This is a genomic window from Pseudomonas sp. PvP027 (assembly GCF_017833005.1).
GTDB classification, from domain to species: Bacteria; Pseudomonadota; Gammaproteobacteria; order Pseudomonadales; family Pseudomonadaceae; genus Aquipseudomonas; species Aquipseudomonas congelans.
In genome coordinates this window covers 2,399,901-2,425,905 of sequence record NZ_JAFIBK010000001.1, presented here as the reverse complement: position 1 = coordinate 2,425,905, position 26,005 = coordinate 2,399,901, and the positions used below count along the sequence as shown (strand labels likewise).

The window sequence follows — 26,005 nt, the reverse complement described above, 5'->3', positions numbered from 1 at the left end:
CCGTGTAAGGCAGCCTGAGTCAGCAGCTTGGGCGCTCTGTAGCTGTTTAAATAAAAGCCTTTTCTTTCGGATGTATTTGATGTCTCCAAAGATGCCTTTGCCGGATATGGAAATACCGCCGGGTTTTTCGCTACTTGCTTTGTTAAAGAAAGGCAGCCCGCTGATCGTTCAGTGGATGTCGACGATTTACGGTGCTGCGATTTCGCTAGGGCTTTCAATTTTTCTGGCGCGTAGCATGGGGCCTGATGCGTTTGGCGCTTACACCTACATCTATGTTCTGGCGATGTTTTTGGCATTGATTCAAGACGCAGGTATCAGGACTCTGCTGCTGCGTGAAAGAACATCCCCTACAGCTGCGCTGAAAGCATTGAATCACGTCCTGCCAAGCCAGGCTCTGCTGCACCTTTTCGTCAGTAGCGCAATGCTGATGCTTTGTGCCTATCTTGCGACTCGCTGGCTGGATGGCGTTTCATTGGCGGCCGCAGTATTTTTTTTTGGCGCAATGACGCTGGTTACCTGGTTATCCTCGTGGTTCAAGGGCGCCGGAGAATTTGGCAAGGACGCGTTTTTTCTGGTGTGTGCCAGAAGTATGAGCGTGCTGATGATTCTCTCCAGCATCGCTATCTTTGGCTTGGTGCCTGTCGCGATCTTCTCCGCCTGGGGGGTTGGTCTGTTGCTGACATTCGTAGGGTTTCGTCGGCATTTACCTACGCTGATCAAAGCCCCTCTTGTGTTGCCCTTATGGGCTTACCGCAGTGCGTTTGTTTTTCTGTTGTTGGACCTGCTAACAACTATCTACCACCGCTTAGACATCGTTATTTTGCACAGCGTGTTGGGCTATGTCCCGGAAGTGGGCTCCTATGCCGTTGCCTGCAGGTTGATCGACGGCGTCATGCTGCTTGCTACTCCTGTCGCGCTAGTGATATTTCGGCGCATGCGTCATCTGGCGGAGACGCCCGGCGGTAGCGTTGGTTTCAGCCGCAAGGCGATCCTGATCGCTTTTGCGATTGGTGCGTTGCTGGCAGGCGGTGGCTGGATGTCCGGCGGCTGGGGAGTAGGCTTGCTTTTTGGTAGCGCTTATGTCGACGAAACACAGCCGATCATGGGCTGGTTGTCGATTTCATTGTTCTTTGCCATCCCGAATTTTGTTCTTACGCAATGCGCAGTTGCAACTCATCAAGAGCGTTTCTTTCTGATCAGTGCGGCATTTTCGTTATTCGCGAACGTGTGCCTTAATGCGTGGCTTGTACCACTACATGGGGTCATGGGAGCTGCATGGGCAACCGTCTCTTCAGAAGCCATACTTACTATCTGCCTGCTGCTGGGCGGTATCCTCGCAGTGAAGCCCGACACTTCTGCCCACTAAGGCTCTCAACGGAAGTCATCCGTCGAGAGCCAGAGGTCAAAGCCCAGTGTTACCTCGCCACCCCATCAACCCGCGGCTGCCTACGAAACCTCCTCCTAACCCCAACCACAACCATCACCACCAGTAACCCCACCACCACAAAAAAGATCGTGTTAAAAACCGGAAACGGCTGATCACGACTCGTCACCGCTTCAACCTCTGTCACGTTGGGAAACATCGACAGGATCGTTATGCGCCAGCCGTAGTAACGAATCAACGCCAGTTGCTGGGAATCGCGCGAGTAGCCCTGGGCTTTGGCCTGGATGTCGGCGGAGTCGAATTTGAAGTACCACGGGAAGCTCCAGCCGGTGTCTTCGTTGCGGTAGACCACGACTTTCTTGCTGTCCGGGTCTTCGGTGTTGATGAAGTACACGTCGCGGGTCGGGCCGTCTGCCGGGTTTTCGGCGTTGATGACGCCGTCGGCGTCCATTCTTTTGACTTCCACGCCGGTGATCATCACGACATCATGGCGCGGCAGGACGTAGTAGAGGCTTAATGCGCCGATCCCGAGTGCAACGAATACCACAAGCCAAATCGACCTTCTCAGCCACTTCATACCAGCGTCCTCTGTTTAAAATTGCGTGACTTTGCCCTAAACCGAACATTTCGAAGCAAAACAGTTATTACAAAATTCGACAAGGCCGTTGCTGACGGCGTTGTCTCCCGGAGATTGACATGATTTGGTTCCTTGAAGGGCAATCCAGCCAGCGTGAAGTGATCATGGGCGCACGCGATGCGCTGCCTGCGTCGGTGCAGATTATCGCTTCGCATCGCCAGCAGCGTTCCGAAATTACCGGGCAGGCCGATGTGGCGCTGCAAGAGCCAGTCGATAACGACGAGCGTATCGACTGGGTGCTGCAGACCGCTCGCTCGCTGGGCGTCAAGATTATTGTCGCCGGGCGTATAGGCAGCTTTTACGAAACGCAGCGTGCACGTTTTGTCGCTGAAGGGTTGGACCTCGTTACGGGCGGAACGTCCCTGCAGACCTTCATGGATGTCGATGACAAGAGTCGTTTCACTGCGGCGGCCGAGGCGGCGGGGCTGGCGTGTATTCCGGGGATTGCCGTCTGCAATGCCGAGGAGTTGCAGGCGGCCTATGATGCGTTGGCGGTGTCTGGCGAGGTGTGTATCAAGCCGGTGGTCGGGATTTACGGGCGCGGCTTTTGGCGCTTCAAGACCGACGTTGACGATTTTCGTTGTTTCGCCAACCCCGATGCGCGTGAGACGACCTTTCAGGCGTACCTTAATGCTTATCGTCAGGCCGATGGCGTCCCGGCGATGCTGCTCATGCCGTACATGCCGGGCAGTGAGTGTTCGGTGGACATGGTCTGCGAGCACGGCAAGGCGGTTGCCTTCGTCGGGCGGCGCAAGGTGGGGCTCAATCAGACCTTCGAGCGTGACAGCGAGGCGGTACAGCTGGCGGTCCGCGCAGCGGAGCATTTTGCCTGCGACGGGCTGATCAATGTACAGACCCGTGACGACGCGGATGGCAAGCCGCGCTTGCTGGAGATCAACCCGCGTTACTCAGGCGGCATTGGCTACACCCGTGAAACCGGCGTCAACCTGCCGGGTATTTTCGCGGCACGGCGTCTCGGCTTGAAAGAACCGGAAACACATTGGCTGGAAGATATCCGCGTGAAGGCCATCACGGTCGCTGTACGGGCCTCGGTTTGATCGTGATAATAGATTTTTGCTATCACTAATCGCTCTTATCAGGGAGGATCGGGCATGAAGCTTCTTGCGCCAGGTGCAAACACTGCTTTAGCTGACGCCCACTGCACCTGGAACCTGGAGAGCGGCAAGTCTTCGGTTTTTGGTGAGTACGCAGCGGTCGCCTTGCTGGCGGTCAACGACAAGCGCCAGCCGATGGGCGATCCAGCACTGCTGCATCAGGAACAGGGCTGGATGGAGTGGAGCGGCGGCCCTCAGGACGTTGGTTGCACGCTCCGGCTGGACAGGTTGCCGACGGGCAGTGATCGCGTGCTGCTGATGGTCTACGTCTACGCGGCCATGGGCCCGGTTCGTGATATCGGCAGCCTGCACCTGAAGGTGGATGGCGATATCGAGCACCGCCTGGACCTGCGCGATAACGGCGAAGCAGCGATCATCATCGGCGAGTTCTACAAGCGCAATGAGCAATGGAAATTCCGCGCGCTGAGCGAAGGCTCGGCGTATGGGCTGTCGGCGTTCGGGCGCAAGATCGGTCTGGACGTGGACGATCGTCATCCGCGCCGTCCGTCTGGCGGGCCCTCGGGTGGCGGGCCCCGGCATGAGTCGGCGACCGGCACGGCATTCGTGGTCGGCCCTTCGCACGTCATGACCTGTGCGCATGTCATCGAAGACATGGGCGTGTTCTATATCACTTCACTGGAAGGTCGTTACAAGGCCGAGCCGGTGGTCATCGACCGCAGTAACGACATCGCGCTGCTGCGCGTGCAAGGCGCACCGCCGTTGTCTCCGGTTACATTCCGGGACGGGCAGGGCTGTGAGCCGGGTGATACCGTAGCGGTTTTGGGCTATCCACTGGCGTCCATTTCAGGTGGCGGGTTGCAGGTGACTCAGGGCGGGATCTCCGGTCTGTTCGGCCTGCACAACGATGCCAGCCTGTTTCAGTTCACGGCACCCATACAGCCGGGGTCCAGTGGCAGCCCGTTGTTCGACAACGGGGGCGCGGTGATCGGTATGGTGACGTCCACCGTACCGGACGGGCAGAACATGAACTTCGCCGTGAAGTCCGCACTGCTGCTGGCCTTTCTGCAGGCGTGCCGCATCGACGCTGCGCATGCCCGCCCGGAAAGGTCGTACACCACCACAGAAATCTCACGCACCGCTCAGTCATCGTTATGGCTCGTTGAAGCCTCTCGCCAATGAAGCCGGTGTTGCCTGCCCGATCCGCAGGCGTCAGGGGCTGCGGCCCCGCTAATCAGGAATTTATCGATGGACAGCAGCGCAGCTTTTTCCAACCCTACAAAGCTTCGTGCTGATTTGCTTCGTGGTCGCCTTAATGTCAGCGTCGATTCGTCGACCATTGCTCCAGACTCACTGTTCGGCTTCGCCGAGCGGCGCAACCCCAAGCGCGCGTTTCTCTTCGTGTCCCGAGTGCTGGGACGCCACATCCCTGCGCGCCCAAGCGTGATGCTGAAAAGTTTTCAGGATCTGGCGCAGAAGATCCCCACAGAACTGCCCGGCCCGGTGCTGGTCATCGGCATGGCCGAAACGGCCGTGGGCCTCGGCGCCGGCGTACACCGTGCCTATAGCGCAACACGCCCGGACGCCTTGTACATGGTCAGCACGCGCCATCCAACCGGCAGCGCGCTGTTCGCCCGCTTTGAAGAAGAGCACAGCCACGCCAGCGCTCACCTGATTCACCTGCCCGCTGATCCTGCGTTACGCGAGATGATGCTTGGCGCCCGTTCGCTGGTGCTGGTCGATGACGAGGCGTCGACGGGCAAGACTTTCATCAACCTGCATCAGGCGCTGGTCGACGCTGGCTTGAGCAAGCTCGAACGGGTGGTGACCTGCGTGCTCACCGACTGGTCGGCCGGCGCAGTCAGTACATCGATGGGCGCAGTGGCGGAGCAGGTTTCGCTGTTGCAAGGCTCGTACTCCTTTGATGAAGACGTAAGCGCGCCGCTGCCGGAGATGCCGGAGGTAGGCACCGTCGCCATGGGCGACTGGCCGCTGGTCACTGCCAATGATTGGGGGCGCATGGGCGTGCTGTCTGTGGCCGATACGCTGGCCCCCGGTATTATCGTCAAAAAGGGTGAACGCATTCTGGTGGTTGGCACCAGTGAATTCGTCTGGCGTCCGTTCCTGCTCGCCGAGCGTCTGGAAAAAGCCGGAGCCGACGTACATTTCAGTTCCACCAGCCGTTCACCGATTGCACTCGGTCATGCCATCGACCATGCGCTGTCGTTCTCCGACAACTATGGCCTGGGCATCCCCAACTTCCTCTACAACGTGCGGCCAGGTCAGTTCGACCGGGTGCTGATCTGTACCGAAACCCCAAGGCAGGCCGTGCCTGCCGAGCTGATCGAAGCACTGAACGCCGAGGTTATCTGCGATGAGTAACGACCGCCCGCTGATCTTCGTCGATCTGGACGACACCCTGTTCCAGACCGCGCGCAAAACCCCGGCTGACATTGAAAAGCATGTCGCAACGCTGGACATCACTGGCAATGCCAATGGCTATATGACCAACGTGCAGAAGTCGTTCGCGCACTGGTTGCTGGCGCATTCCGATGTGGTGCCCGTGACGGCGCGCAGTGTCGAGGCCTACAGCCGGGTCAAATTGCCGTTCACCGCAGGCGCGATCTGCTCCCATGGTGGCGTGATGCTCGATGTCATGGGTCGGCTCGATCATGACTGGAACGAGCAGATGAAAAAGACTCTGGCAAGCTACCAGTCGCGCCTGCATGAGCTGTCGGCGACGACACTGGCGATCGGTCAGGAGCTGGGATTTTCACTGCGCGGCTGGGTAGTCGAAGAGGCGCAGCTGTTCCATTACGTGGTGACCAAGCACAACGAGAGCGATGACAGCATCCTCGGCAAAGTGCTGGCCGAAGTGCAGGCCCGGGGCTTGCTCGATGGCATGCATATCCACGGCAACGGCAACAATATGGCCTTCCTGCCCGAGGGTTTGGCCAAGCGTTACGCGGTCCAGGAGTGGCTGCGGCGCGACAAGGCGGTCAATGGCGAACGCCCGGTGCTCGGTTTTGGCGACAGCATTACCGATCTTGGTTTCATGGACGAGTGCCACTGGTGGGCGACACCTGCCCGCAGTCAGTTGGCAAAAATGTTTGTCGGAGCAGCGCATGAGTGATCCCGTTCACGGGCTCGATACGGTCGGCAGTGGCAGTTACCTGCACGATGACGTGCATTTTCTGTTGCGTGGCGTGGCAATGCAGACCACCAGCGTCGAGGAGAAGGAGCGCCTGATCCAGACGCGAAAGAAGCATTATTCGGAAATGATCAGTGAAGAGTCGGCCCCAAGCGCGGCTCACAAGGCGCTGTATGAGCGTGCGCTCGAGCAGAACGGCGCGCGCATGGCCGAAGACGTGCAGGCCCTGGCCCAGGCGCTCGTCCGCGAGTGCACGGGCGCTGAAATCATTCTGGTGTCGTTCGTGCGCGCCGGTCTGCCGCTGGGTGTGCTGTTGCGGCGGGCGCTGATCGATCTGGGCCGCGAAGCGCATCACTACGGCATCAGTATCGTGCGTGATCGCGGCATTGATACGGTGGCGCTTGAAGCCATCATTCAGGCCCACGGCGCGCAGAACATCGTGTTCGTCGACGGCTGGACCGGCAAGGGCGCGATATCGAGTGAGATCCGTCGCAGTCTGGCGGGCGACACACGCTTCCCTGATCAGCCACGGCTGGTGGTGCTGGCCGATCCGTGCGGCAGCGCCTGGCTGGCAGCGTCGGCAGAAGACTGGGTGATTCCGTCCGGCATTCTCGGTGCTACGGTGTCCGGCCTGGTGTCGCGCTCGATCTGGCCGACAGACGGCGGGCTGCACGGTTGCGTGGTGTACGAGCAGTTGCTGGACCACGATGTCACGCAGTCTTTTATTGAACAGATCGACAGCCAGCGTCGTCAAAACAGTTCTACGCTCACGCTGACACCCTGGACGCTGCCACAGCGGACTGAACTCAAGGCCGCCGCATCACTGGTGGTCGACCGTCTGGCCGAGCGCTTCAGGATCAATAACCTCAATCGCATCAAGCCTGGCATTGCCGAAGCCACCAGAGCGGTCATGCGCCGCGTGCCGGATCACGTACTGGTGCGCAACCTGGCTGACAGCGACGTGCAATTGCTGTTGCACCTGACCGAAAAAGCGGGGATTCCCGTCGAAGAAGTTGGCGATCTCCTGGGGCCCTATCGGGCCGTGACCATCATTCGGAGTCTGAGCTAATGGCCTTATTCTCGCCTTACGCGCTGGGCGCAACGCTGTACATGCCCGCGACCCGGGACGACATCGTCGATGTGGTGTTCGGTGAAAAGATTCCCGAGCTGCGCTCGTTGGTTGTCTGTCTGGAAGACGCCGTAGCGCTGACCGACGTCGACACGGCGTTGCTCAATCTTCGTCAGGTACTCACCCGTATCCGTGATCGTGGCGGTCGTCCTGCCCATGGCCCGCTGCTGTTCGTACGTCCGAGAGACGCCGCGATGGCGCGAATTCTCAACGACTGGCCGCTGATGGCGCACGTCGACGGTTTCGTTGTGCCCAAGCTCTCGCTGAAAAGTCTGACGAGCTGGGAGCAGGCTGTCACCAACCCGGCGCTGGCGTTGATGCCTACACTTGAAACCCCTGAAGTGTTCAATCCGGCAGCGATGGTCGAGTTGGGGGAAGCCTTGAAGGCCAGTCTCTACGAGCGGATCATTGCGCTGCGCATCGGGGGCAATGACCTGATGGGCTGCCTGGGGCTGCGTCGTAATCCGGCCATGACCCTGTATTCTACGCCGATGGGGTATGTCATCCCCATGCTGGCCGGTGTCATGGGTTCGCAGGGCTTTGCGCTCACCGCACCGGTGTTCGAGCAACTGGCAACCCCTGACATTCTTCAACATGAGCTGGCGCTGGATATTACCAATGGGTTGGTCGGTAAAACGGCAATTCACCCCTCGCAGGTCAATATCATTCAGAATGCGTTACGCGTCAGTCTGGAGGACATGAACTCCGCCCGGATGATTTTGAACTCTGTGGCCCCCGCAGTGTTCAAGTACAACGATGCGATGTGTGAACCGGCTACTCACTACAAATGGGCAACCCACATCATGGAGCGCGCCAAATGGCATGGAGTGTTATCCGCACCCGCTTCGATCATGGATGCCAGCATTCGACTCGCTGAGGCAGTTAGCTAGATGATAGAACCTGACCTTGAAACCGTAGGACCTGATCTTGAGCCTGTAGGGCCCGACCTTGAAATCGAAGTGGAACAGCGCCTGCTGGCGGTCTTCGATTTCGACGGGACTATTACCCGCCACGACAGTTTTGTCCCGTTTCTCAAATTCGCCTTCGGGCAACGTGCCTTTTCGGTGCGCATGGCGCGGCTAGTGCTGCCCAGCATCGGCTACCTGGCCAAGCGCCTGACCCGCGATGAACTCAAGGGGCGCCTGATCAAGGCCTTCCTCAGTGGCGTCGAAGTGCAGTGGCTGCAGCAGAAGGCTGAAGCGTTCTGCCAGTCGCACTGGAAACGCCTGATGCGTCCTGCCGCGCTGGAATCCATTGCCGCTGAAATCGAGAAGGGTGCCATTGTCACGCTTTGTTCAGCATCGCCTGCTATGGTCCTGCAACCTTTCGCTGATCGCTTGAAAGTAGAGTTGATCGGCACCAACCTGGAAGTAATCGACGGCAAGCTGACCGGCTTGATCGAAGGCAGCAACTGTCGTTGCGACTCGAAAGTTGCGCGCCTGGAGAGTGTCTACGGGCCATTGACCCAGTTCCGGGTTCGCGCCTGGGGCGACACCCGAGGTGACCACGAATTGCTTGCCGCTGCTCAGGATGCGCACTGGCGTCTGTTCCATCCGACGTGGCGTCGAGGCCGTTATAAAGGCCCCGTTAACGCCAAGTTACACAATCCTGATGGCAAAGACGGGCCAACACAGTAAGGCTGTAACACTTTTATCCGAAATCCAACGTCACATGGAGCGAAAAATGGCACTCACTTTGGCAAAGAACCAGACGATCTCACTCGAGAAAACTGCTGGTACAGGCCTCAAGAAAGTCAGCATGGGACTTGGATGGGACCCTGAAAAAGCCAGCGGTTTCTTCGGTAAATTGCTCGGTGGTGGCGGCGGCGATATCGACCTGGATGCCTCGTGCATCATGCTCGACGCCGACAAAAAGCCCCTCGACCTGGTCTGGTTCCGCCAGCTGCAATCGCGTGACGGTGCCATTCAGCATTCGGGTGACAACCGTACCGGCGAAGGCGCGGGCGACGATGAAACCATCAGCGTCGATCTGGAAAAACTGCCAGCCACCGTCAAATACCTGGTGTTCACCGTCAATTCGTTCACCGGTCAGAATTTCGAAAAAGTCGCCAATGCCTACTGCCGTATTGTCGATCTGGGCAGCCGTAACGAGCTGGGCCGCTTTGATCTGTCCGAGAAAGGCCAGCACACCGGCGTGGTGATGTCCTATCTGGCACGCACGCCATCGGGCTGGGACTTCACCGCAGTAGGCCAGGTCACCAACGGGCGTACTGCCGATGATCTGGTCGAGCTGGCGATCGGGGCTGTACGCGTATGACCCAACTTGTCCCGGGTGCCAACGCACCAGTCACCACCGGGCCGTTGACGGTCGAAATCAGCTATTCCCCGCTGGCGGATGCGGACATCGATGTCTCTGCTTTTCTGCTGACCGATACCGGCAAGGTCCGTGGCGATCAGGACATGTGTTTCTACGGCAAGAAAAGTGTGAACAGCGGAGCGCTGCAGCAGACGGAAGCGTCAGCGGGACGTGCGGTGTTCAGTCTTGACCCGAGCCGTCTCGACCCGGTCATCGAGAAGGTTGCCCTGACGGCGACCATCTATGAGAACAAGGCCAGTTTTGGCAGCGTGTCACGCTTGGCGCTGAGCATCACCGGCGGTATCGAAGCCGATATCCCTACCAGCGGCATGAAAGAAACCGCGCTGATTCTGGGCGAGTTCTACCTGCGTCAGGGGGCATGGAAATTCCGTTGCGTGGCCCAGGGGTTTGCCGGCGGCCTTGAACCGTTGGCGAAAAACTTTGGCGTTGAAGTCGCCGCGCCACAGGATCAGCCTGCACCTGCACCTGCACCTGCACCTGCACCTGTTCCAGCACCGGCGCCCAAGTCGACCGTCAGTCTGAGCAAGATCACGCTCGACAAGACCCGTGCTTCGATCAGTCTGGAAAAATCCAGTGCCGGTTTCGGTGAGATCCGGGTCAACCTGAACTGGAACCGTCGCAGCGACAGCAAGGGCGGCGGCTTCTTCTCGATGAAGAAGAGCAATGCCATTGACCTTGATGTAGGCTGCCTCTTCGAAATGCAGGACGGCCTCAAAGGCGCTGTCCAGGCGCTGGGCAACTCGTTCGGTTCGCTCAACTCCGAGCCTTTCATCAAGTTGATGGGCGATGACCGTACCGGCTCGATCAGCGACGGTGAGTGGCTGCATATCAATGGTGCGCACTGGAGCAAGATCCGTCGCATTCTGGTTTACGCGTTCATCTATGAAGGTGCGCCGAACTGGAAGGAAACCGATGGGGTTGTCACCATTCATGCTCCGGGTCAGCCACCCATCGAGGTTCGCCTCAATGAAGAGGGCGGTCGTCAGGGCATGTGTGCCATTGCGCTGCTGGAAAATGACAACGGTGCGGTCAAGGTGACGCGTCGTGTGGATTTCCACAACGGCCACAGCAACATGGACAAGGCCTACGGATGGGGCATGCGCTGGGCTGCCGGTTCCAAGTAAACAATACCGTGGTATTTCTGGGCTGGCTGTGCCGCCTCATGGGAGATAGACATGCTGGACTGGTTGAAAACAAACGCAACAGCTGCTCGCGACAAGCTGGCTTCGGAAGTTTCGAAGTTCAAGAATCGCGAATTCATGGAGGCTGTGGTCTCCGGCTGTGCTCTGGTATCGGCCGCAGACGGTGATATCAGCTCCAGTGAAAAGCAGAAGATGGCGGGCTTCATTCAGAACTCTCAGGAACTGAAAGTTTTCGACATGAAGGAGGTCATCCAGGGCTTCCAGGAAGCCTGCTCGAAGTTCGAGTTCGATTTTGAAATTGGTCGCGCCGAGGCCTTGAAAGCCATTGGCAAGATCAAAAAGAAAGAAGATGCAGCCCGTTTGCTGGTGCGCGTCTGCTGTGCTATCGGTGGCGCCGATGGCAGCTTCGATGAGAAAGAGCGGGAAGTCTGCCGCACGATCTGTCGAGAGCTTGGCCTCAACCCGTCCGATTTCGACCTGTAATTTTTTACCCTAAGGAACGCAGTTAAATGGAAAGCACCTCTCTTGGCTTCCCTCCACTCACGATGGCGGTTTTCGTCGGCCTGGCCATTACGGCCATGGCTATCGACATGTTTTCCCACCGGGGAAACAAGCCAATCACCCTCGCGCAAGCCTCGGCGTGGTCGATTTTCTGGGTCGCCATTTCGCTGGCTTTTGCCGGTTTCCTGTATGTCCAGCACGGCTCTGAAGTCGCCACGCTGTTCGTGACCGGTTATGCGCTGGAAAAAGTGTTGAGCGTCGACAACCTGTTCGTGTTCATGGCGTTGTTCTCCTGGTTCAAGATTCCGGATGGCCTGCGCCACCGCGTTCTGTACTGGGGCATCATCGGCGCCATCGTCTTCCGCGGCATCTTCGTCGCCATTGGTACCGGCCTGCTGGCGCTTGGTCCATGGGTCGAAGTGGTGTTTGCAGTCATCGTTGCCTGGACAGCCATCATGATGCTCAGGGCGGGTGATGACGACGACGAAGAAGTCGACTACTCGCAACACATGGCTTATCGCTTTGCCAAGAAGCTGTTCCCGGTGTGGCCAAAACTGCACGGCAGCAACTTCTTTGTCAGCCGCTCGGTTCTGGAACAGGAAGTCAAAAAGCCTGAAAACGCCGGTATCACCCTGGCCGCCAAAGGCGCTCTGTTCGCGACTCCGCTGTTCCTGTGTCTGGTTGTGGCGGAAATCTCCGACGTGCTGTTCGCGTTCGACTCCGTGCCGGCAATCATCGCCGTGAGCCGCGAGCCGCTGATCGTGTTCTCGGCCATGCTGTTTGCGATCCTCGGTCTGCGTACCCTGTACTTCGTTCTGGAAGCCCTCAAGCGTTACCTGGTGCACCTGGAGAAAGCGGTTATCGCCTTGCTGTTCTTCATCGCCGTCAAACTGGGCCTGAACGCGACCAACCACCTGTTCCATCACGGTTACGAGATCAGCGCCAACACCAGCCTGCTGGTGGTAGTCGTCGTATTGATCATCGGTATCGTTGCAAGCCTGCTCTTCCCGGGCAAAGACGAATCCGCGGAAGAAAAAGCGTAAACACTGGATAAAGGAGATAAACGAATCATGGCTTTGACTCTGCAAAAAGGTGGCAACCTTTCGCTGTCGAAAACCGACCCTACCCTGACCAAAGTATTGATCGGTCTGGGCTGGGATCCGCGAGCCACTGACGGACAGGATTTCGACCTGGACGCCAGCGCATTCCTGTTGGCCGCCAATGGCAAGGTCCGCAGTGAAGCTGACTTCATTTTCTACAACCAGCTCAAGAGCGCCGACGGTTCTGTCGAGCACACCGGTGACAACCGTACCGGTGCCGGCGACGGCGATGACGAAGTCCTCAAGGTCGACCTGGCCCGTGTTCCTGCCGATGTGGAGAAAGTTGTTTTCGTCGTGACCATTCACGATGCAGACAGCCGCAAGCAGAACTTCGGTCAGGTGGGTGGCTCGTTCATTCGCGTATTGAATGAACAGTCAGGTTCTGAAGTCGTTCGCTACGACCTGGCAGAAGACGCTTCCACTGAAACCGCGATGATCTTCGCCGAGCTGTACCGCAACAATGGCGAGTGGAAGTTCCGCGCCGTGGGTAGCGGTTTTGCCGGTGGATTGAAAGCCGTCGCCAACTCTTTCGGCATGAATTTCTGATTCACGCCCCACCACTTTTCTGGAAAGGATCAAGAACATGGCAGTAAGTCTGAGTAAAGGCGGTAACGTTTCCCTGTCCAAAGAGGCTCCGGGCCTGACAGAAATCACCGTGGGCCTGGGCTGGGATCCGCGTGTTACCGATGGCACCGAGTTCGACCTGGATGCTTCGATCTTCATCGTTGGCGAAAATGGCAAGGTGTTGGATGACAACAGCTTCATTTTCTACAACAACAAGAAATCGGCTGATGGTTCGGTCGAGCACCTGGGCGATAACCGCTCCGGTGCCGGCGAAGGTGATGACGAGTCGGTAACGGTCAAGCTCACTGGCCTGGCAGCAGCAGTGAAGAAGCTGGTTTTCGCGGTCACCATCCATTCCGCCGACGAGCGCAAGCAAAGCTTTGGCCAGGTTTCCAACGCTTACATCCGCGTTGTGAACAAGGCAGATGGCAAGGAAATCGCTCGTTACGACCTGTCGGAAGATGCATCCACTGAAACTGCGATGATCTTCGGCGAGCTTTATCGCAATGGCGAAGAGTTCAAGTTCAAGGCCATTGGCCAGGGCTTTGCCGGCGGTCTGAAGCCATTGGCAGAAGCTCACGGCGTGGCAATCGGCTAAACCCGAGCAGCGCCCACTAAAAACCCCCGCCAGCAATGGCGGGGGTTTTTTATTGGGTGCTGATTACAGCTATCGTTCCTCACGCTCCAGCGTGGGAATGCAGTTCACGACGCTCTGCGTCGTCAAGAGGACGCGGAGCGTCCGGAACGGCATGCCAACGCGGAGCATTGGCACGATAGTCGAGATTTCTCCGGTCTAATAACGGAGTGCTGAAATTAACGCTCGCTTCTGCCCACACCCGAAGGCCCCGCGGCCAGCATGCGCCCGGCCAGTCGAGAGAAGGGCAGGCTTTGCAGCCATACCGTGCCAGGCCCGGTCAGTCTGGCGAAAAACACCCCTTCGCCGCCGAACAGCATCGACTTGATGCCGCCACCGACCGTGCGGATATCGTAATCGACCGTCTGCGTCATGGCTGCCAGGCACCCGGTGTCGACATCCAGAGCCTCGCCTGCCGCCAGCTCGATCTTGCGCACCGTGCCGCCCATGTGCACGAACACCCAGCCGTCGCCTTCCAGCTTTTGCAGGATGAAACCTTCGCCCCCGAACAGGCCGGTAAGGATTTTCTTCTGGAACTGGATACCGATGGAGACGCCTTTGGCACCGGCCAGAAAACTGTCTTTCTGGCAGATCAACTTGCCGCCGAAATCGCGCAGGTTGAGCGGCAGGATCGTGCCCGGGTAGGGCGCTGCAAATGCCACGCGGCCCTTGCCCGAGCCCTGTTGCGAAAACACCGTAGTGAACAGGCTTTCGCCGGTCAGCATGCGCTTGCCTGCGCCGAACAGCGAACCCAGCAGCCCAGACGATTGATTGCTGCCGTCGCCGAAGATGGTTTCCATCTGCACATCGCAGGTCTTGTACATCATCGCCCCGGCTTCGGCGACGGCGCTTTCGCCAGGGTCAAGCTCCAGTTCGATGAACTGGGTTTCCGTACCGTACAGCTTGAAGTCCACCCCGTCGGTGGTCTGCGCCAGGCCATAGCCGCCCGAGGCGTTCGGGTCGGGCGTAAACGAAGGGCGTCTGGCGGGCACAGAGGCAGGCGCGGGTGTCGGGGCTGCCTGCGCCGGCAGCGCGGACGGTTTGGGCTGGATCATGTCCGGGGTCGGATCAGGAAAAGGCGTCACACCGTCCTTCTTCATGGCGCGTACCTGCGGCACCTGATAGATCGGCTGCCAGTCCGGCATGCCTTGCTTCCAGCACCACGCACCGGGTGACTCACGGGCAATCAGCCGCGCAGCATCCGCGTCCATCGGGCCGAGTTGCTTGCCCGCGTTCATCACAAACCATTGTTCCAAAGCGTCTACTCCCGAGCGAATAGTGAGTTGGCTGTGCGCGATACGTCAGAGGCTCAGGCGCATGGACAGGTCCACGGCTTTCACATCCTTGGTCATCGCACCGATGGAAATGTAATCCACACCCGTTTCAGCAATAACCCGAAGGGTATCGTCGTTGATGCCGCCGCTGGCTTCCAGACTGGCACGGCCTGCGGTGAGGCGCACGGCTTCGCGCATGTCATCAAGGCTCAACTCATCAAGCATGATGATGTCGGCGCCTGCGTCCAGCGCCTGCTTGAGTTCACCGAGGCTCTCCACCTCGACTTCGACAGGCTTGCCCGGTGCAATCCGGTGCGCCGCTTCTACTGCCTGAGCGATGCCGCCACAGGCTGCGATGTGGTTTTCCTTGATCAGAAACGCGTCGTATAGCCCGATGCGGTGATTGTGGCAGCCGCCGCAGGTGACCGCGTACTTCTGCGCCAGGCGCAGGCCCGGCAGGGTCTTGCGGGTATCCAGTAGTCTGACTTGAGTGCCCGCGACCATGTCCGCGAAGTACTGCGCCCGCGTGGCCACTCCCGAGAGCATCTGCAGAAAGTTGAGTGCGCTACGTTCGCCGGTCAGCAGAGAGCGTGCCGGGCCTTCAAGGTGAAACAGCGCCTGATTCGCGCTGACGCGGTCGCCGTCTGTCACTTGCCAGTGCACCGCCACGCGCGGGTCCAGTTGCCGGAATACCGCATCGACCCAGGCAGTGCCCGCGATCACCGCTGCATCGCGGGAAATGATGGTGGCCTTGGCCAGCCGTTCTGCCGGAATCAGTTGGGCGGTGATATCGCCGCTGCCGACATCCTCCAGCAATGCGCGACGCACATTGGCCTCGATCTCGGCGGTCAGGTCGGCAATTCGTAAATTCGGCATAGCGGGCTCCAGTAGCAAAGTCGTTCGAGTATAAGGCACCGCATCCCGCTTACCCACCTGCGCCAATGCCAGGGTGTTACCTCCGGGAACATGCAGTTGGTCGGTTTGGCAAATTCGTTTGCGATGGAAAGCGAATATCGCGGTCTATCGCTGCACATGAATGTCTTGCCGCTTCCTTCGCGAGAGTGAAAGAAAAGTCCCGCTGGCGTTAATGACAAGTTTTGAAAGATAATCCGACTTGTAATTGACGCCATGAGTTTGACGTTGCGCAAGACCAAGGGGGTCGCTTCACAGTGCGAGGGTAACAAGCCACGTTTGTGATGGGGTTCAGGTTGTTTCCTGTCAGGGGGTGTAATGCCGAACGACGAAAAAGTAGTGCCGTTGAGCAAATCGTTCCCTCTGCAGGGGGCGGGTACTCCTTTGGCCCGATTACCTGTTGTGTTGCTGCAGGTTCGCGACAAGGCGGCCCAGCAGCTCAAGGATGCATTGCAGGCGTTGTTCGATAACGCCGACGATACGCTGTTCGAAATGGCTGACCGTGCCCGCAGCAACACTGAGCAGAACATCTTTTTTGAAGCCATGCGTGACCTGCGCCTCAAGCGCAAAAGCATAGAACGTGGCTTCCTCGACAAGTTCTACGAGTCTTTCCTGGTCCTGGGTCAGTATCAGATTCAGGAGCCCGTGCTTCCGGCCGCTGTGTCCTTCGACAAGCTGTCGCTGGTGCACAACGATGATCTCGAGAAAACCGTGGCCGTGGATGCCATGGTCAGCAAGGTCATGAGCCGTGATGCCCTCGCTCTGGGCCAGCTCACTGCACGCCTGAACGTACTCATTCCTCAAGCGATTGCCGAAGACTCCAATCCTCTGGGGCCGGCGATGCTCTGCAGGTTCTTTCTGGAGGCCGGGCGCAGCCTTGGCGTCGAGATCAAGGTCAAACTGATCATTCTCAAACTGTTCGAGAAGTACGTCCTGGCCAATACGGATGATCTGTACAGCGAAGCCAATCAACTGCTGATTGCCACAGGTGTATTGCCGGACATGAAAGCCTTGCCGGCCCGGCGCTCTTCCGACCGGGCGGCGCCTAGAAGTCGCGTCTCCGAGATGTCCGACCCTGCCTTTAGTGAAGCCGCCGACAAGCTCGACAAGGGTGTGCAGGAGGTTTTCTCGGCCTTGCAGGAACTGCTGCTGCACGTTCGCGGCAGCCTCGCGCCGCGTCATGAACCCAACGCAGAAGTGCGTCCGATTTCCAGCCGTGACCTGCTGCGCCTGCTGTCTCACCTGCAGCAATATGTGCCGTCCCAGGACACTTCAGACGATTTCGACCTGCGCAACCAGCTGGAACAGCTGCTGACGCGAGTCAACGTCAAGACCGGTAAATCCAGAATTGTCGGTGTCGGTGACGAAGACGTCATCAACCTGATTGCCATGCTGTTCGAATTCATTCTCGATGACCGCAACCTGACACCTTCATTGCGTGCGCTGATTGGACGCCTGCAGATTCCGATGCTCAAGGTGGCGGTCATCGACAAAAGCTTCTTCAGCCGCGGCAGTCATCCCGCCCGCCGCCTGCTCAACGAAATAGCCACTGCCGCACTGGGCTGGGGTGGCCGTGACGACTATCAGCGCGACTCGCTGTATCAGCGCGTCGAGCAGATCGTGCAGCGCCTGCTCAATGATTTTGTCGATGACCCGGCAATTTTCTCCGAATTGCTGGCGGATTTTCTGGCCTTCACCAGTGACGAGCGTCGCCGCAGCGAGTTGCTCGAGCAGCGCACCCGCGATGCCGAAGAGGGCCGCGCGCGTGCCGAACTGGCCCGACAGCAGGTGCAGCACGAGCTCAATCAGCGCCTGCTGGGCAGAACCTTGCCGGAAGTAGTGGTGCGTCTGTTGCAGGAGGCCTGGAGCAAGGTCCTGCTGCTGACCTGCCTCAAGCATGGCGAGGAGTCCAGCGAGTGGCAGGCCGGGCTGGAGACCATGGACGAGTTGATCTGGAGCGTCGAGCTGCACGACGACCCGCAGGCTCTGCAGCGCCTGCTGGAGCTGGTTCCTGGACTGCTCAAGTCGCTGCGTGACGGCTTGACCAGCGCCGCCTTCGACCCGTTCGCCACCAGTGAATTCTTCAGTCAGCTGGAGTCGCTGCATGTCCAGGCGTTTCAGCACTTCTCGCGTTTGCAGGAAGGCGAGGGCGGCACCGCGCAAGGTGATACGGCGCAGGCAGACGGTCAGGCCATCGAAGGCCCGCCGATGATGGCGGTGGTCGAGGAAATCGTTCTGATCACCCCTGAAGAACGGATGCTCAATGAGCCTGTTGTTCAGTTACCTGACGACGACGCAGGTCTGCAGATGGTTGACAAGCTGCGGGTCGGTTGCTGGGTCGAGATTCAGGAAGATGAGGAGCACAAGCTGCGTTGCAAATTGACTGCGATTGTCGAGCCGACCGGGCGTTATGTGTTCGTCAATCGTACGGGCATGAAGGTTCTGGAAAAGACCCGTACCGGTCTTGCCGTCGAATTTCGTCGCGGCGCAGTACGTATTCTCGACGATGCGCTGCTCTTCGACCGTGCCCTGGAATCCGTCATCAGCAACCTGCGCAAGCTCAAGGGCGCCTGACTGGCGGATTTCAAGCTGTCGTTCCCCTGCGGTGCCGGTCGCCAGACACGCGGTTGACCATGCTGCCGACGCCCCGCGTCGGCACGCAGTTCGACACGCGTCGCCGCAGATCTCTGGCGTTCGACGCTGCAGGTCTGTAGCCAAGCCCTCACATCGGCTCCTGTCACGGGCATAATCAGCGCTACTTTTTTCCCCTGTTCAAGGAGCATTCATGCAACTGGACTCCGCAAGCGGCTGGTGCGACGGCGTGCAGCATTGCCCTTCGCCCAACTTCAATGCGCGACCCGAAGGCGAAATCTCGCTGCTGGTGATCCACAACATCAGCCTGCCGCCAGCGCAATTCAAGACTGGCAAGGTGCAGGCTTTCTTTCAGAACCAGCTCGACATCGATGAGCATCCCTACTTTGTGGGGATTGCCGATCTGCGCGTTTCAGCGCATTTTCTGATCGAACGTGATGGCGAGGTCGTTCAGTTCGTCTCTTGTCTTGATCGCGCGTGGCACGCCGGTGTTTCCAGTTTTCAGGGCCGTGAAGGGTGCAACGACTTTTCTGTCGGCATTGAACTGGAGGGAACGGATGACCAGCCTTTCACCGATGCGCAATACGACGCGCTCATCGACCTGACGCGACAGTTGCGACAGGCGTTCGAGGCAATCACCCCCGAGCGTATCTGTGGTCACAGTGACGTGGCGCCGGGACGCAAGACTGATCCTGGGCCCTGTTTTGACTGGGCCAGGTTTCGAGCGGCTTTGCTGGATTGATGTGAGGGACGAACAATGAGTTTTCTGGTGCTACTGCTGGCCGTTCTTATCGAAAAGTTTTCTGCTCTGCGTCAGCGCGTTCAGCGTGACGGGCCGTGGCTGAAAGAGCTGGCAAAACTCGAGGCCAGCCCGCGGACGTCGACACGCCCCTGGGTAATGCTGGCGTTGCTGGTGCTTGTTCCCGTGCTGATCCTGCACCTGGCGCTGACCATCATCGGCTCGGTTGCCTATGGCTGGCTGGTTCTGCCCGTTCACCTGCTGGTGTTGATCTATAGCCTTGGCCGTGTTGACCTGATTGCTGTGCTCGGGCCGTTTCGCGATGCCTGCCGACGTGGCGATGCACAGGCTGCGGTGCATGTGGCCGAGCGCGACATGGGCGTGCAAGCGGACAACAGCGAGCAATTGCTGCAGGGCGTGCAGGGCTACCTGCTCTGGCAGGCGTTCCAGAGTTTCTTCGCCGTGATTTTCTGGTATTTCGTACTCGGCCCGGTGGCTGCGCTGGCCTACAGGCTGTTGGCGCTTGCTGTCGAACATGGCAAGACACCCGCACTGGTCGAGCGTGCAGGGCAGTTACGCCACGCCTTTGACTGGGTGCCGGTCAGGTTGCTCGCCGCCAGCTTCGCGCTGGTCGGCAATTTTGTGGCGGTCACCCGGGTGATGCTGCACGAGTTGCTGAACTGGAACATCAGTGCCGCACAACTGATTACGCGCGTGGGCTGTGCCGCCAGCGAGGTCCCGCCTCCGATGATGGGCGCGCAAGGTGTTACCGGCCTCGACATGCTCTGGGAGCTGCTGGTACGTGCCGCGGTGGTCTGGTACGCAGGGTTCGCCCTGTGGACGCTTCTGCTCTGATCCGATCCTGGCCGCGCAGGCTCAGGCATGTGACAGGCGAGGCCAGTCGAACAGTTCGCAGGCATTGTCCGTGCTCGCCTGGGCCAGGCGCGCGGGGCTGATGTTCATCAGCCCCGCGAGGGCCGCGCAAATGTCGGGCAAGTGCTGCGGGCTGTTGCGCTGATAGGGATGCATGGCGGGTGCCATGTCCGGTGAGTCGGTTTCCAGCACCACGCTGTCCAGCGGCAGTTCGGCAATGACCCGATGCATGCGCAGCGCCTGCGGCCAAGTCGCCGCTCCGCCCAGACCCAGTTTGAACCCCAGCCTGATGTATTCACGCGCCTCTTCGCGGCTGCCGGCAAAGGCGTGAATGATGCCGCTGCGCTTTGGCTTGTGGCGCTTGAGAGTCGCGATCACATCGGCATGACTGCGACGCACGTGCAGCAAGGCAGGCAGGTTGAAGTCCGCCGCCAATTGCAATTGCGCGTCAAAGAGCGCTTGCTGACGCGCCTTGTCAGGCTGCTCGACGTAATAGTCCAGACCGATCTCACCCACCGCACACAGCTGCGGATGTCCTTGCAGGCGCGTCAGCCAGTCGCCCAGTTCGGTCAGGTGTTCGGTGCGGTGCTCATCGATGTACACCGGATGCATGCCGAACGCTGCATGCAGCGCGGGGTTGGCTTCGGTCAGCTCCCAAAGCCGCTGCCAGTTACGCTGATACACCCCGAGCACCACCATGCGCTGCACGCCAAGCGTCCGACAGTTGTCCAGCACTCGGGCGCGGTCTGCATCGAAATCCGGAAAATCCAGGTGGGTGTGGGTATCGATCAGCGTCACATTCACGCCTCGTGTATACGTTGTTTGAAGGCCCGGACAATAGCGTGCACGCCCGGCTGGTAATCGTCCTTCTCGATAGCGGCCAGCGCCAGCTGCAGGGCCTTGTCGGCGATCAACTGGTGTTGCTGGGCCATGGCATTGACGGGCAGCGGCAGAAAATCGAGCAATTGCGTATCACCGAAGGTGCCCAGATGCAGCGGGGTCGATTGCAGTGCCTGACTTTGCAGCACATCGAACACGCCTTGCAGCAGCACGTAGGACGTGGTGATCAACGCGTCCGGAAAATGCCCCTGGCGCTGTAGCATCTCGGTCATCAAACGCTGGCCACACTGGCGGCTGAACGCTTCGCCGTGCTCGATGATGGTGGTTCCGGCAAACCCGTCGAGTGCGTGTTTGAAGCCTGCGGCGCGCGCGCGGCTGATGCTCAGTTCGGGACGTGCGCCGATCAGGGCGATGTGTCGCGGTCGGGTTTGCAGGAGGCTATGAGTCAGTTGCTGGCAGGCGTCATGGTCGTCGCTGACCACCGAGCAGAAAAACTCCGGATTCATTTCCCGGTCGATGGCGATGATCGGCATGCCCTTGAGCTGCAGGTCCCGGTAGCTGTCGTCACCGGTCGGCAGGCAACTGGCGACCAGCAGCGCGTCGCAACGACGTGCCCGGAACAGCTGTAATAGCTGCAGCTCGCTGGCGGGGTCGTCATCGGAGCTGGCGATCAGCAGTTGATAACCGAGCCTGCGCGCGCCTTGTTCGAGCAATTTGGCGATGCGCGCATAGCTGGGGTTTTCCAGGTCGGGCAGGATAAAGCCCAGTGTTTTGCTATGGCGGCTGCGCAGGCCCGCCGCTTGTGGGTTGGGTCGGAAGTCGTGCTGCTCGACCACGGCTTTGACACGTTCGACCGTTGCCGGGCTGATGCGCTGTTTTTCGGCCTTGCCATTGATCACGTAACTGGCCGTAGTGACAGAAACACCTGCCAGACGTGCGATATCGCTAAGTTTCACCCCGGAATTTCCTTTTATTAGGTACGCGGCTCAGGACAATCGAGTTATTTTTTTCATGGCGCTGATCTTTACACCAGACCGTAGGAAATTCCCAAGTACTTCAAGTATTTTGGGAAGTGTCCCACAGTGATCGGACCGACCGGGCTTCAATGAAACCCCAGAATCGAGTAACGTGCCGGGCAATTCTAGATTAAACGATTCAGCACGCCTGTTGTCTGCTGCAATCGAGATGAAAGTGATGTCCGATACGATGCTCGGACAGATATCACCTTCATCCCCCCTAAGCTGTCGATCACATGATCGCCATTAAAACAAGAATCAGGTGGCGCCTTGGCGCTGCACAGGAGTCAAGGCAATGCTCGAACTCACTCTGGAGCAAATATCCATGGCCCAGTCGGCTGTGGATAAAACTGCCGCACTTAAGCTGATTGCCGACCACCTGGTCGCTGATGGTCTGGTTGCCGAGGGTTACCTCACCGGGCTGATGAACCGTGAGCAGCAAGGCTCGACCTTCCTCGGTCAGGGCATCGCCATCCCACACGGTACACCCGAGACCCGCGACCTGGTGTTTACCACCGGCGTACGTCTGATGCAGTTCCCCGAAGGGGTGGACTGGGGCGACGGACAAATGGTTTACCTGGCGATTGGTATCGCTGCCAAATCCGACGAGCACTTGCGCCTGCTGCAACTGCTGACTCGCGCACTGGGCGAAGAGGATCTTGGCCAGGCGCTGCGCGAAGCGAAGACCCCGGAAGACCTGCTCAAGCTATTGCAGGGCGCTCCGCAGGAACTGGCGCTCGACGCACAGATGATCAGCCTCGGCGTATCAGCCGACGATTTTGAAGAACTGGTCTGGCGCGGCGCACGCCTGTTGCGCAAGGCCGACTGCGTGAGTAACGGATTTTCCGCCGTGCTCCAGCAAGTGGAAGCGTTGTCGCTGGGTGATGGCCTCTGGTGGCTGCACAGCGAGCAAACCGTCAAGCGTCCCGGTCTGGCGTTCGTCACCCCCGACAAACCGATGCGCTATCTGGGCCAGCCGCTGACCGGTCTGTTCTGCCTGGCCAGCCTCGGTGAGGCGCATCAAGCGCTGCTCGAGCGTCTCTGCCTGTTGCTGATCGAAGGCCGTGGCCACGAGTTGGGTCACGCCACCAACAGTCGCGCCGTGCTCGAAGCGCTGGGCGGCGAACTGCCAGCCGAGTGGCCGACCCGGCAGATTCAATTGGCCAACGCCCATGGCCTGCACGCCCGCCCGGCGAAGATACTGGCGCAGTTGGCCAAGGAGTTTGACGGCGAGATCCGCATGCGCGTGCTGGAAACCGGCGAAGCTGCCGTGTCGGCCAAGAGCCTGAGCAAGCTGCTCAGCCTCGGCGCCCGCCGTGGTCAGACGCTGGAATTCATTGCCGAGCCGAGCATCGCCGACGACGCGCTGCCCGCCCTGATCGCAGCCGTGGAGCAAGGTCTGGGCGAGGAAGTCGAACCCTTGCCCGCCGTCTCGCCGACCGAGGCTGCGCCAACGCCGGTCCCGGCTGCGGCCAAACCGCTCAACGCTCCGCCAGCCGGTAGCGTGTTGCAGGCCGTGCCTGCTTCACCGGGCATTGCCATGGGGCCGGCCCACGTTCAAGTGCTGCAAAGCTTCGATTATCCCCAACGGGGCGAGTCGGTGGCTGCCGAGCGCGAGCGCCTGCACAAGGCGATCGGCGAGGTGCGCAGCGATATCGAAAATCTCATTCAGCGCAGCAAGTCCAAGGCCATCCGGGAAATCTTCATCACCCACCAGGAGATGCTCGAAGATCCGGAACTGACCAGCGAAGTCGAGGCGCGCCTCAACAACGACGAAAGCGCCGCTGCGGCCTGGGCAACGGTTATCGAGACCGCTGCCGTTCAGCAGGAACAACTGCAGGACGCACTGCTCGCCGAGCGCGCCGCAGACCTGCGTGACGTCGGTCGCCGCGTGCTGGCGCAGATCTGTGGCGTCGAAACCGTTGCGGCCCCCGACGAACCCTACATTCTGGTGATGGATGAAGTCGGCCCGTCCGACGTTGCCCGTCTCGACCCGGCGCAGGTCGCCGGCATTCTTACCGCGCGTGGCGGTGCCACGGCGCACAGTGCCATCGTGGCGCGTGCACTGGGCATTCCTGCGCTGGTAGGTGCCGGCGATGAAGTGCTGCTGCTCAAGCCTGGCACTGTACTGCTGCTCGACAGCCAGCGCGGACGGCTGACCGTCGCGCCTGACGAAGCGACCCTGCAGCGCGCCGTTCAGGACCGTGACGCGCGTGAGCAACGTCTCAAGGCGGCCGCCGAAGCGCGCATGGAGCCTGCTGTGACGCGTGATGGTCACGCCGTCGAAGTCTTCGCCAATATCGGCGACAGCACCGGCACACCGGCCGCCGTCGAGCAGGGCGCGGAAGGTGTCGGCCTGCTGCGCACCGAGCTGTTGTTCATGGCGCATTCCCAGGCGCCGGATGAAGCCACGCAGGAAGCTGAATACCGCCGCGTGCTGACCGATCTGGGCGGGCGTCCGCTGGTGGTGCGCACGCTGGACGTCGGTGGCGACAAGCCGCTGCCTTACTGGCCGATCGCCAAAGAGGAAAATCCGTTCCTCGGCGTCCGCGGTATCCGTCTTACCCTGCAGCGACCGGACGTCATGGAAAGCCAGCTTCGTGCCCTGTTGCGTTCGGCAGACAGTGGCCCGCTGCGCATCATGTTCCCGATGATCGGCACGCTTGAAGAGTGGCGTCAGGCGCGGGACATGACCCAGCGCCTGCGCGAGGAAATTCCGGTCAGCGACCTGCAACTGGGGATCATGATCGAGGTGCCATCGGCTGCGCTGATCGCCCCGGTGCTGGCGAAGGAAGTGGACTTCTTCAGTATCGGTACCAATGACCTGACGCAATACACCATGGCCATCGACCGCGGCCACCCGACACTGTCGGCCCAGGCTGACGGGCTGCACCCGTCGGTGCTGCAACTGATCGACATGACCGTACGTGCTGCGCATGCCAACGGCAAATGGGTGGGCGTGTGCGGCGAACTGGCTGCAGACCCGCTGGCGGTGCCGATTCTGGTCGGTCTGGGCGTGGATGAATTGAGTGTCTCGGCGCGCAGCATTGGCGAGGTCAAGGCCTGCGTGCGTGAACTGACCCTGAGCAGCGCTCGGGAACTGGCGCAGAATGCGCTGACGGCGGGCAGCGCCGCCGAAGTCCGCGCGCTTGTGGAGGCTGTGTAATGGCGAAGATTCTTACCCTGACCATGAACCCGGCGCTGGACCTGACTGTGCAGTTGGGGCAGTTGGAGCTGGGCCAGGTCAACCGCAGCACGGCGATGCTCACTCACGCCGCGGGCAAGGGCCTGAATGTGGCGCAGGTGCTGGCTGACCTGGGCCATGACCTGACCGTTGCCGGCTTTCTTGGTGTCGACAATCAGCAAGCGTTCGAAGCGTTGTTCGAGCGTCGTCAGTTCGTCGACGAGTTTGTCCGGGTGCCGGGCGAAACGCGCAGCAATATCAAGCTGGCCGAAGGCAGTGGGCGTATCACCGACCTGAACGGCCCCGGGCCCCAGGTCAGTGAAGAGGCGCAGCAAGCGCTGTTCACCCGCGTCGAACAGATCGCCCAGGGTTTCGACGTGGTGGTCGTGGCGGGCAGTCTGCCGCGCGGCGTCACCCCGGAGTGGCTGCAAAAACTGCTGCTGATGCTCAAGGACCTCGGTCTGAAAGTGGCGCTGGACAGCAGTGGTCTGGCCTTGCGTGCCGGTCTGAAGGCCGGGCCCTGGCTGATTAAACCCAATACCGAAGAGCTGGCTGATGCACTTGACGCACCGATCATCTCTATCGCTGCGCAAGCCGAGGCGGCTGCGCGTCTGCAGGCGCAGGGCATCGAGCACGTGGTGATCTCGCAAGGCTCCGAAGGCGTGCACTGGTTCAGCCCGAGCGTGGCGCTGCACTCACTGCCGCCCAAGGTCACGGTGGCCAGTACGGTCGGTGCTGGCGACTCGCTGCTGGCAGGCATGGTGCACGGCTTGATCAGTGGTCAAGAGCCGCACAAGACCTTGCGCACTGCCACAGCGATCGCCGCCATGGCGGTGACCCAGATCGGTTTCGGTATCACCGATGCCGCGCAACTCAAACGGCTTGAAGGCGGCGTCACTGTACGCAGCCTTTCAGAACAATAA

General features: G+C 59.7%; 24 protein-coding genes. 19 read left to right on the top strand and 5 right to left on the bottom strand.

The window, feature by feature from the left end:
• Nucleotides 1-79 precede the first annotated feature (79 nt).
• Entirely contained in the window at nt 80-1,366 is a 1,287-nt protein-coding gene (locus tag JOE33_RS10150) for a polysaccharide biosynthesis C-terminal domain-containing protein (protein ID WP_187625651.1), read from the top strand.
• 49 nt (nt 1,367-1,415) lie between these two features.
• On the opposite strand, the gene JOE33_RS10145 is transcribed toward JOE33_RS10150, so the two are convergent.
• Nucleotides 1,416-1,961 carry a DUF1523 family protein gene (locus JOE33_RS10145; RefSeq protein ID WP_054992642.1) on the bottom strand — a complete coding sequence of 182 codons (546 nt, stop codon included), beginning with the start codon at nt 1,959-1,961 and terminating at the stop codon, nt 1,416-1,418.
• Between the two features lie 119 nt (nt 1,962-2,080).
• Here JOE33_RS10145 and JOE33_RS10140 point away from each other — a divergent pair, with 119 nt between their 5' ends.
• From JOE33_RS10140 to JOE33_RS10080, 13 genes are all read left to right on the top strand, one after another.
• Entirely contained in the window at nt 2,081-3,079 is a 999-nt protein-coding gene (locus tag JOE33_RS10140) for an ATP-grasp domain-containing protein (RefSeq protein ID WP_187625652.1), read from the top strand.
• A gap of 54 nt (nt 3,080-3,133) precedes the next feature.
• Nucleotides 3,134-4,276 carry a trypsin-like peptidase domain-containing protein gene (locus tag JOE33_RS10135; RefSeq protein WP_187625653.1) on the top strand — a complete coding sequence of 381 codons (1,143 nt, stop codon included), beginning with the start codon at nt 3,134-3,136 and terminating at the stop codon, nt 4,274-4,276.
• 66 nt (nt 4,277-4,342) lie between these two features.
• Nucleotides 4,343-5,476, top strand: coding sequence for a phosphoribosyltransferase domain-containing protein (locus tag JOE33_RS10130; protein WP_122591260.1), 1,134 nt, complete (start codon nt 4,343-4,345; stop codon nt 5,474-5,476).
• Complete coding sequence (locus JOE33_RS10125) at nt 5,469-6,227, top strand: trehalose phosphatase (RefSeq protein ID WP_187625654.1); 759 nt, start codon at nt 5,469-5,471, stop codon at nt 6,225-6,227. The genes JOE33_RS10130 and JOE33_RS10125 overlap by 8 nt, the downstream gene beginning before the upstream one ends.
• Entirely contained in the window at nt 6,220-7,314 is a 1,095-nt protein-coding gene (locus tag JOE33_RS10120; protein ID WP_122529119.1) for a cysteine protease StiP family protein, read from the top strand. Before JOE33_RS10125 ends, JOE33_RS10120 begins: the two co-directional genes overlap by 8 nt.
• Nucleotides 7,314-8,264 carry an HpcH/HpaI aldolase/citrate lyase family protein gene (locus JOE33_RS10115; protein WP_122591258.1) on the top strand — a complete coding sequence of 317 codons (951 nt, stop codon included), beginning with the start codon at nt 7,314-7,316 and terminating at the stop codon, nt 8,262-8,264. Before JOE33_RS10120 ends, JOE33_RS10115 begins: the two co-directional genes overlap by 1 nt.
• Complete coding sequence (locus JOE33_RS10110; protein ID WP_032613655.1) at nt 8,265-9,011, top strand: HAD family hydrolase; 747 nt, start codon at nt 8,265-8,267, stop codon at nt 9,009-9,011.
• 46 nt (nt 9,012-9,057) lie between these two features.
• Nucleotides 9,058-9,651: a TerD family protein gene (locus tag JOE33_RS10105; RefSeq protein ID WP_010437893.1), complete on the top strand. Its 594-nt coding sequence runs from the start codon at nt 9,058-9,060 to the stop codon at nt 9,649-9,651.
• A complete protein-coding gene (locus JOE33_RS10100) occupies nt 9,648-10,835 on the top strand; it encodes a TerD family protein (RefSeq protein WP_209924069.1) in 1,188 nt (395 codons plus the stop codon). Before JOE33_RS10105 ends, JOE33_RS10100 begins: the two co-directional genes overlap by 4 nt.
• 51 nt (nt 10,836-10,886) lie before the next feature.
• On the top strand, nt 10,887-11,336 hold the full coding sequence (locus JOE33_RS10095; RefSeq protein WP_122529117.1) for a tellurite resistance TerB family protein: 450 nt from the start codon (nt 10,887-10,889) through the stop codon (nt 11,334-11,336).
• Nucleotides 11,337-11,362: 26 nt separating this feature from the next.
• A complete protein-coding gene (locus JOE33_RS10090; RefSeq protein ID WP_010437902.1) occupies nt 11,363-12,397 on the top strand; it encodes a TerC/Alx family metal homeostasis membrane protein in 1,035 nt (344 codons plus the stop codon).
• 27 nt (nt 12,398-12,424) lie between these two features.
• A complete protein-coding gene (locus tag JOE33_RS10085) occupies nt 12,425-13,000 on the top strand; it encodes a TerD family protein (protein ID WP_010437904.1) in 576 nt (191 codons plus the stop codon).
• Nucleotides 13,001-13,037: 37 nt separating this feature from the next.
• Nucleotides 13,038-13,616 carry a TerD family protein gene (locus JOE33_RS10080; protein ID WP_122694355.1) on the top strand — a complete coding sequence of 193 codons (579 nt, stop codon included), beginning with the start codon at nt 13,038-13,040 and terminating at the stop codon, nt 13,614-13,616.
• 215 nt (nt 13,617-13,831) lie between these two features.
• On the opposite strand, the gene JOE33_RS10075 is transcribed toward JOE33_RS10080, so the two are convergent.
• Nucleotides 13,832-14,908, bottom strand: coding sequence for a TIGR00266 family protein (locus JOE33_RS10075; RefSeq protein WP_054992634.1), 1,077 nt, complete (start codon nt 14,906-14,908; stop codon nt 13,832-13,834).
• Nucleotides 14,909-14,953: 45 nt separating this feature from the next.
• Nucleotides 14,954-15,802 carry a carboxylating nicotinate-nucleotide diphosphorylase gene (gene nadC / locus JOE33_RS10070; RefSeq protein ID WP_096139144.1) on the bottom strand — a complete coding sequence of 283 codons (849 nt, stop codon included), beginning with the start codon at nt 15,800-15,802 and terminating at the stop codon, nt 14,954-14,956.
• A 354-nt stretch (nt 15,803-16,156) separates the two neighbouring features.
• Here nadC and JOE33_RS10065 point away from each other — a divergent pair, with 354 nt between their 5' ends.
• From JOE33_RS10065 to ampE, 3 genes are all read left to right on the top strand, one after another.
• Entirely contained in the window at nt 16,157-18,412 is a 2,256-nt protein-coding gene (locus JOE33_RS10065) for a DUF1631 domain-containing protein (RefSeq protein WP_122694354.1), read from the top strand.
• 211 nt (nt 18,413-18,623) lie between these two features.
• Nucleotides 18,624-19,172 (top strand): 1,6-anhydro-N-acetylmuramyl-L-alanine amidase AmpD, encoded by a 549-nt coding sequence (ampD, locus tag JOE33_RS10060; RefSeq protein ID WP_010428559.1) that lies wholly within the window; start codon nt 18,624-18,626, stop codon nt 19,170-19,172.
• Between the two features lie 15 nt (nt 19,173-19,187).
• Nucleotides 19,188-20,024: a regulatory signaling modulator protein AmpE gene (ampE, locus tag JOE33_RS10055; RefSeq protein WP_010428561.1), complete on the top strand. Its 837-nt coding sequence runs from the start codon at nt 19,188-19,190 to the stop codon at nt 20,022-20,024.
• A 21-nt stretch (nt 20,025-20,045) separates the two neighbouring features.
• Here the strand turns inward: ampE and JOE33_RS10050 are convergent, their stop codons facing one another.
• Both JOE33_RS10050 and cra read right to left on the bottom strand, forming a co-directional pair.
• Complete coding sequence (locus tag JOE33_RS10050) at nt 20,046-20,846, bottom strand: TatD family hydrolase (protein ID WP_187625656.1); 801 nt, start codon at nt 20,844-20,846, stop codon at nt 20,046-20,048.
• A complete protein-coding gene (cra, locus tag JOE33_RS10045) occupies nt 20,843-21,838 on the bottom strand; it encodes a catabolite repressor/activator (protein WP_096130698.1) in 996 nt (331 codons plus the stop codon). Before cra ends, JOE33_RS10050 begins: the two co-directional genes overlap by 4 nt.
• 355 nt (nt 21,839-22,193) lie before the next feature.
• Between cra and ptsP the strand changes: the two genes are divergently transcribed.
• Nucleotides 22,194-25,064 carry a phosphoenolpyruvate--protein phosphotransferase gene (ptsP, locus tag JOE33_RS10040; RefSeq protein ID WP_187625657.1) on the top strand — a complete coding sequence of 957 codons (2,871 nt, stop codon included), beginning with the start codon at nt 22,194-22,196 and terminating at the stop codon, nt 25,062-25,064.
• Entirely contained in the window at nt 25,064-26,005 is a 942-nt protein-coding gene (gene pfkB / locus JOE33_RS10035) for a 1-phosphofructokinase (RefSeq protein WP_003406610.1), read from the top strand. Before ptsP ends, pfkB begins: the two co-directional genes overlap by 1 nt.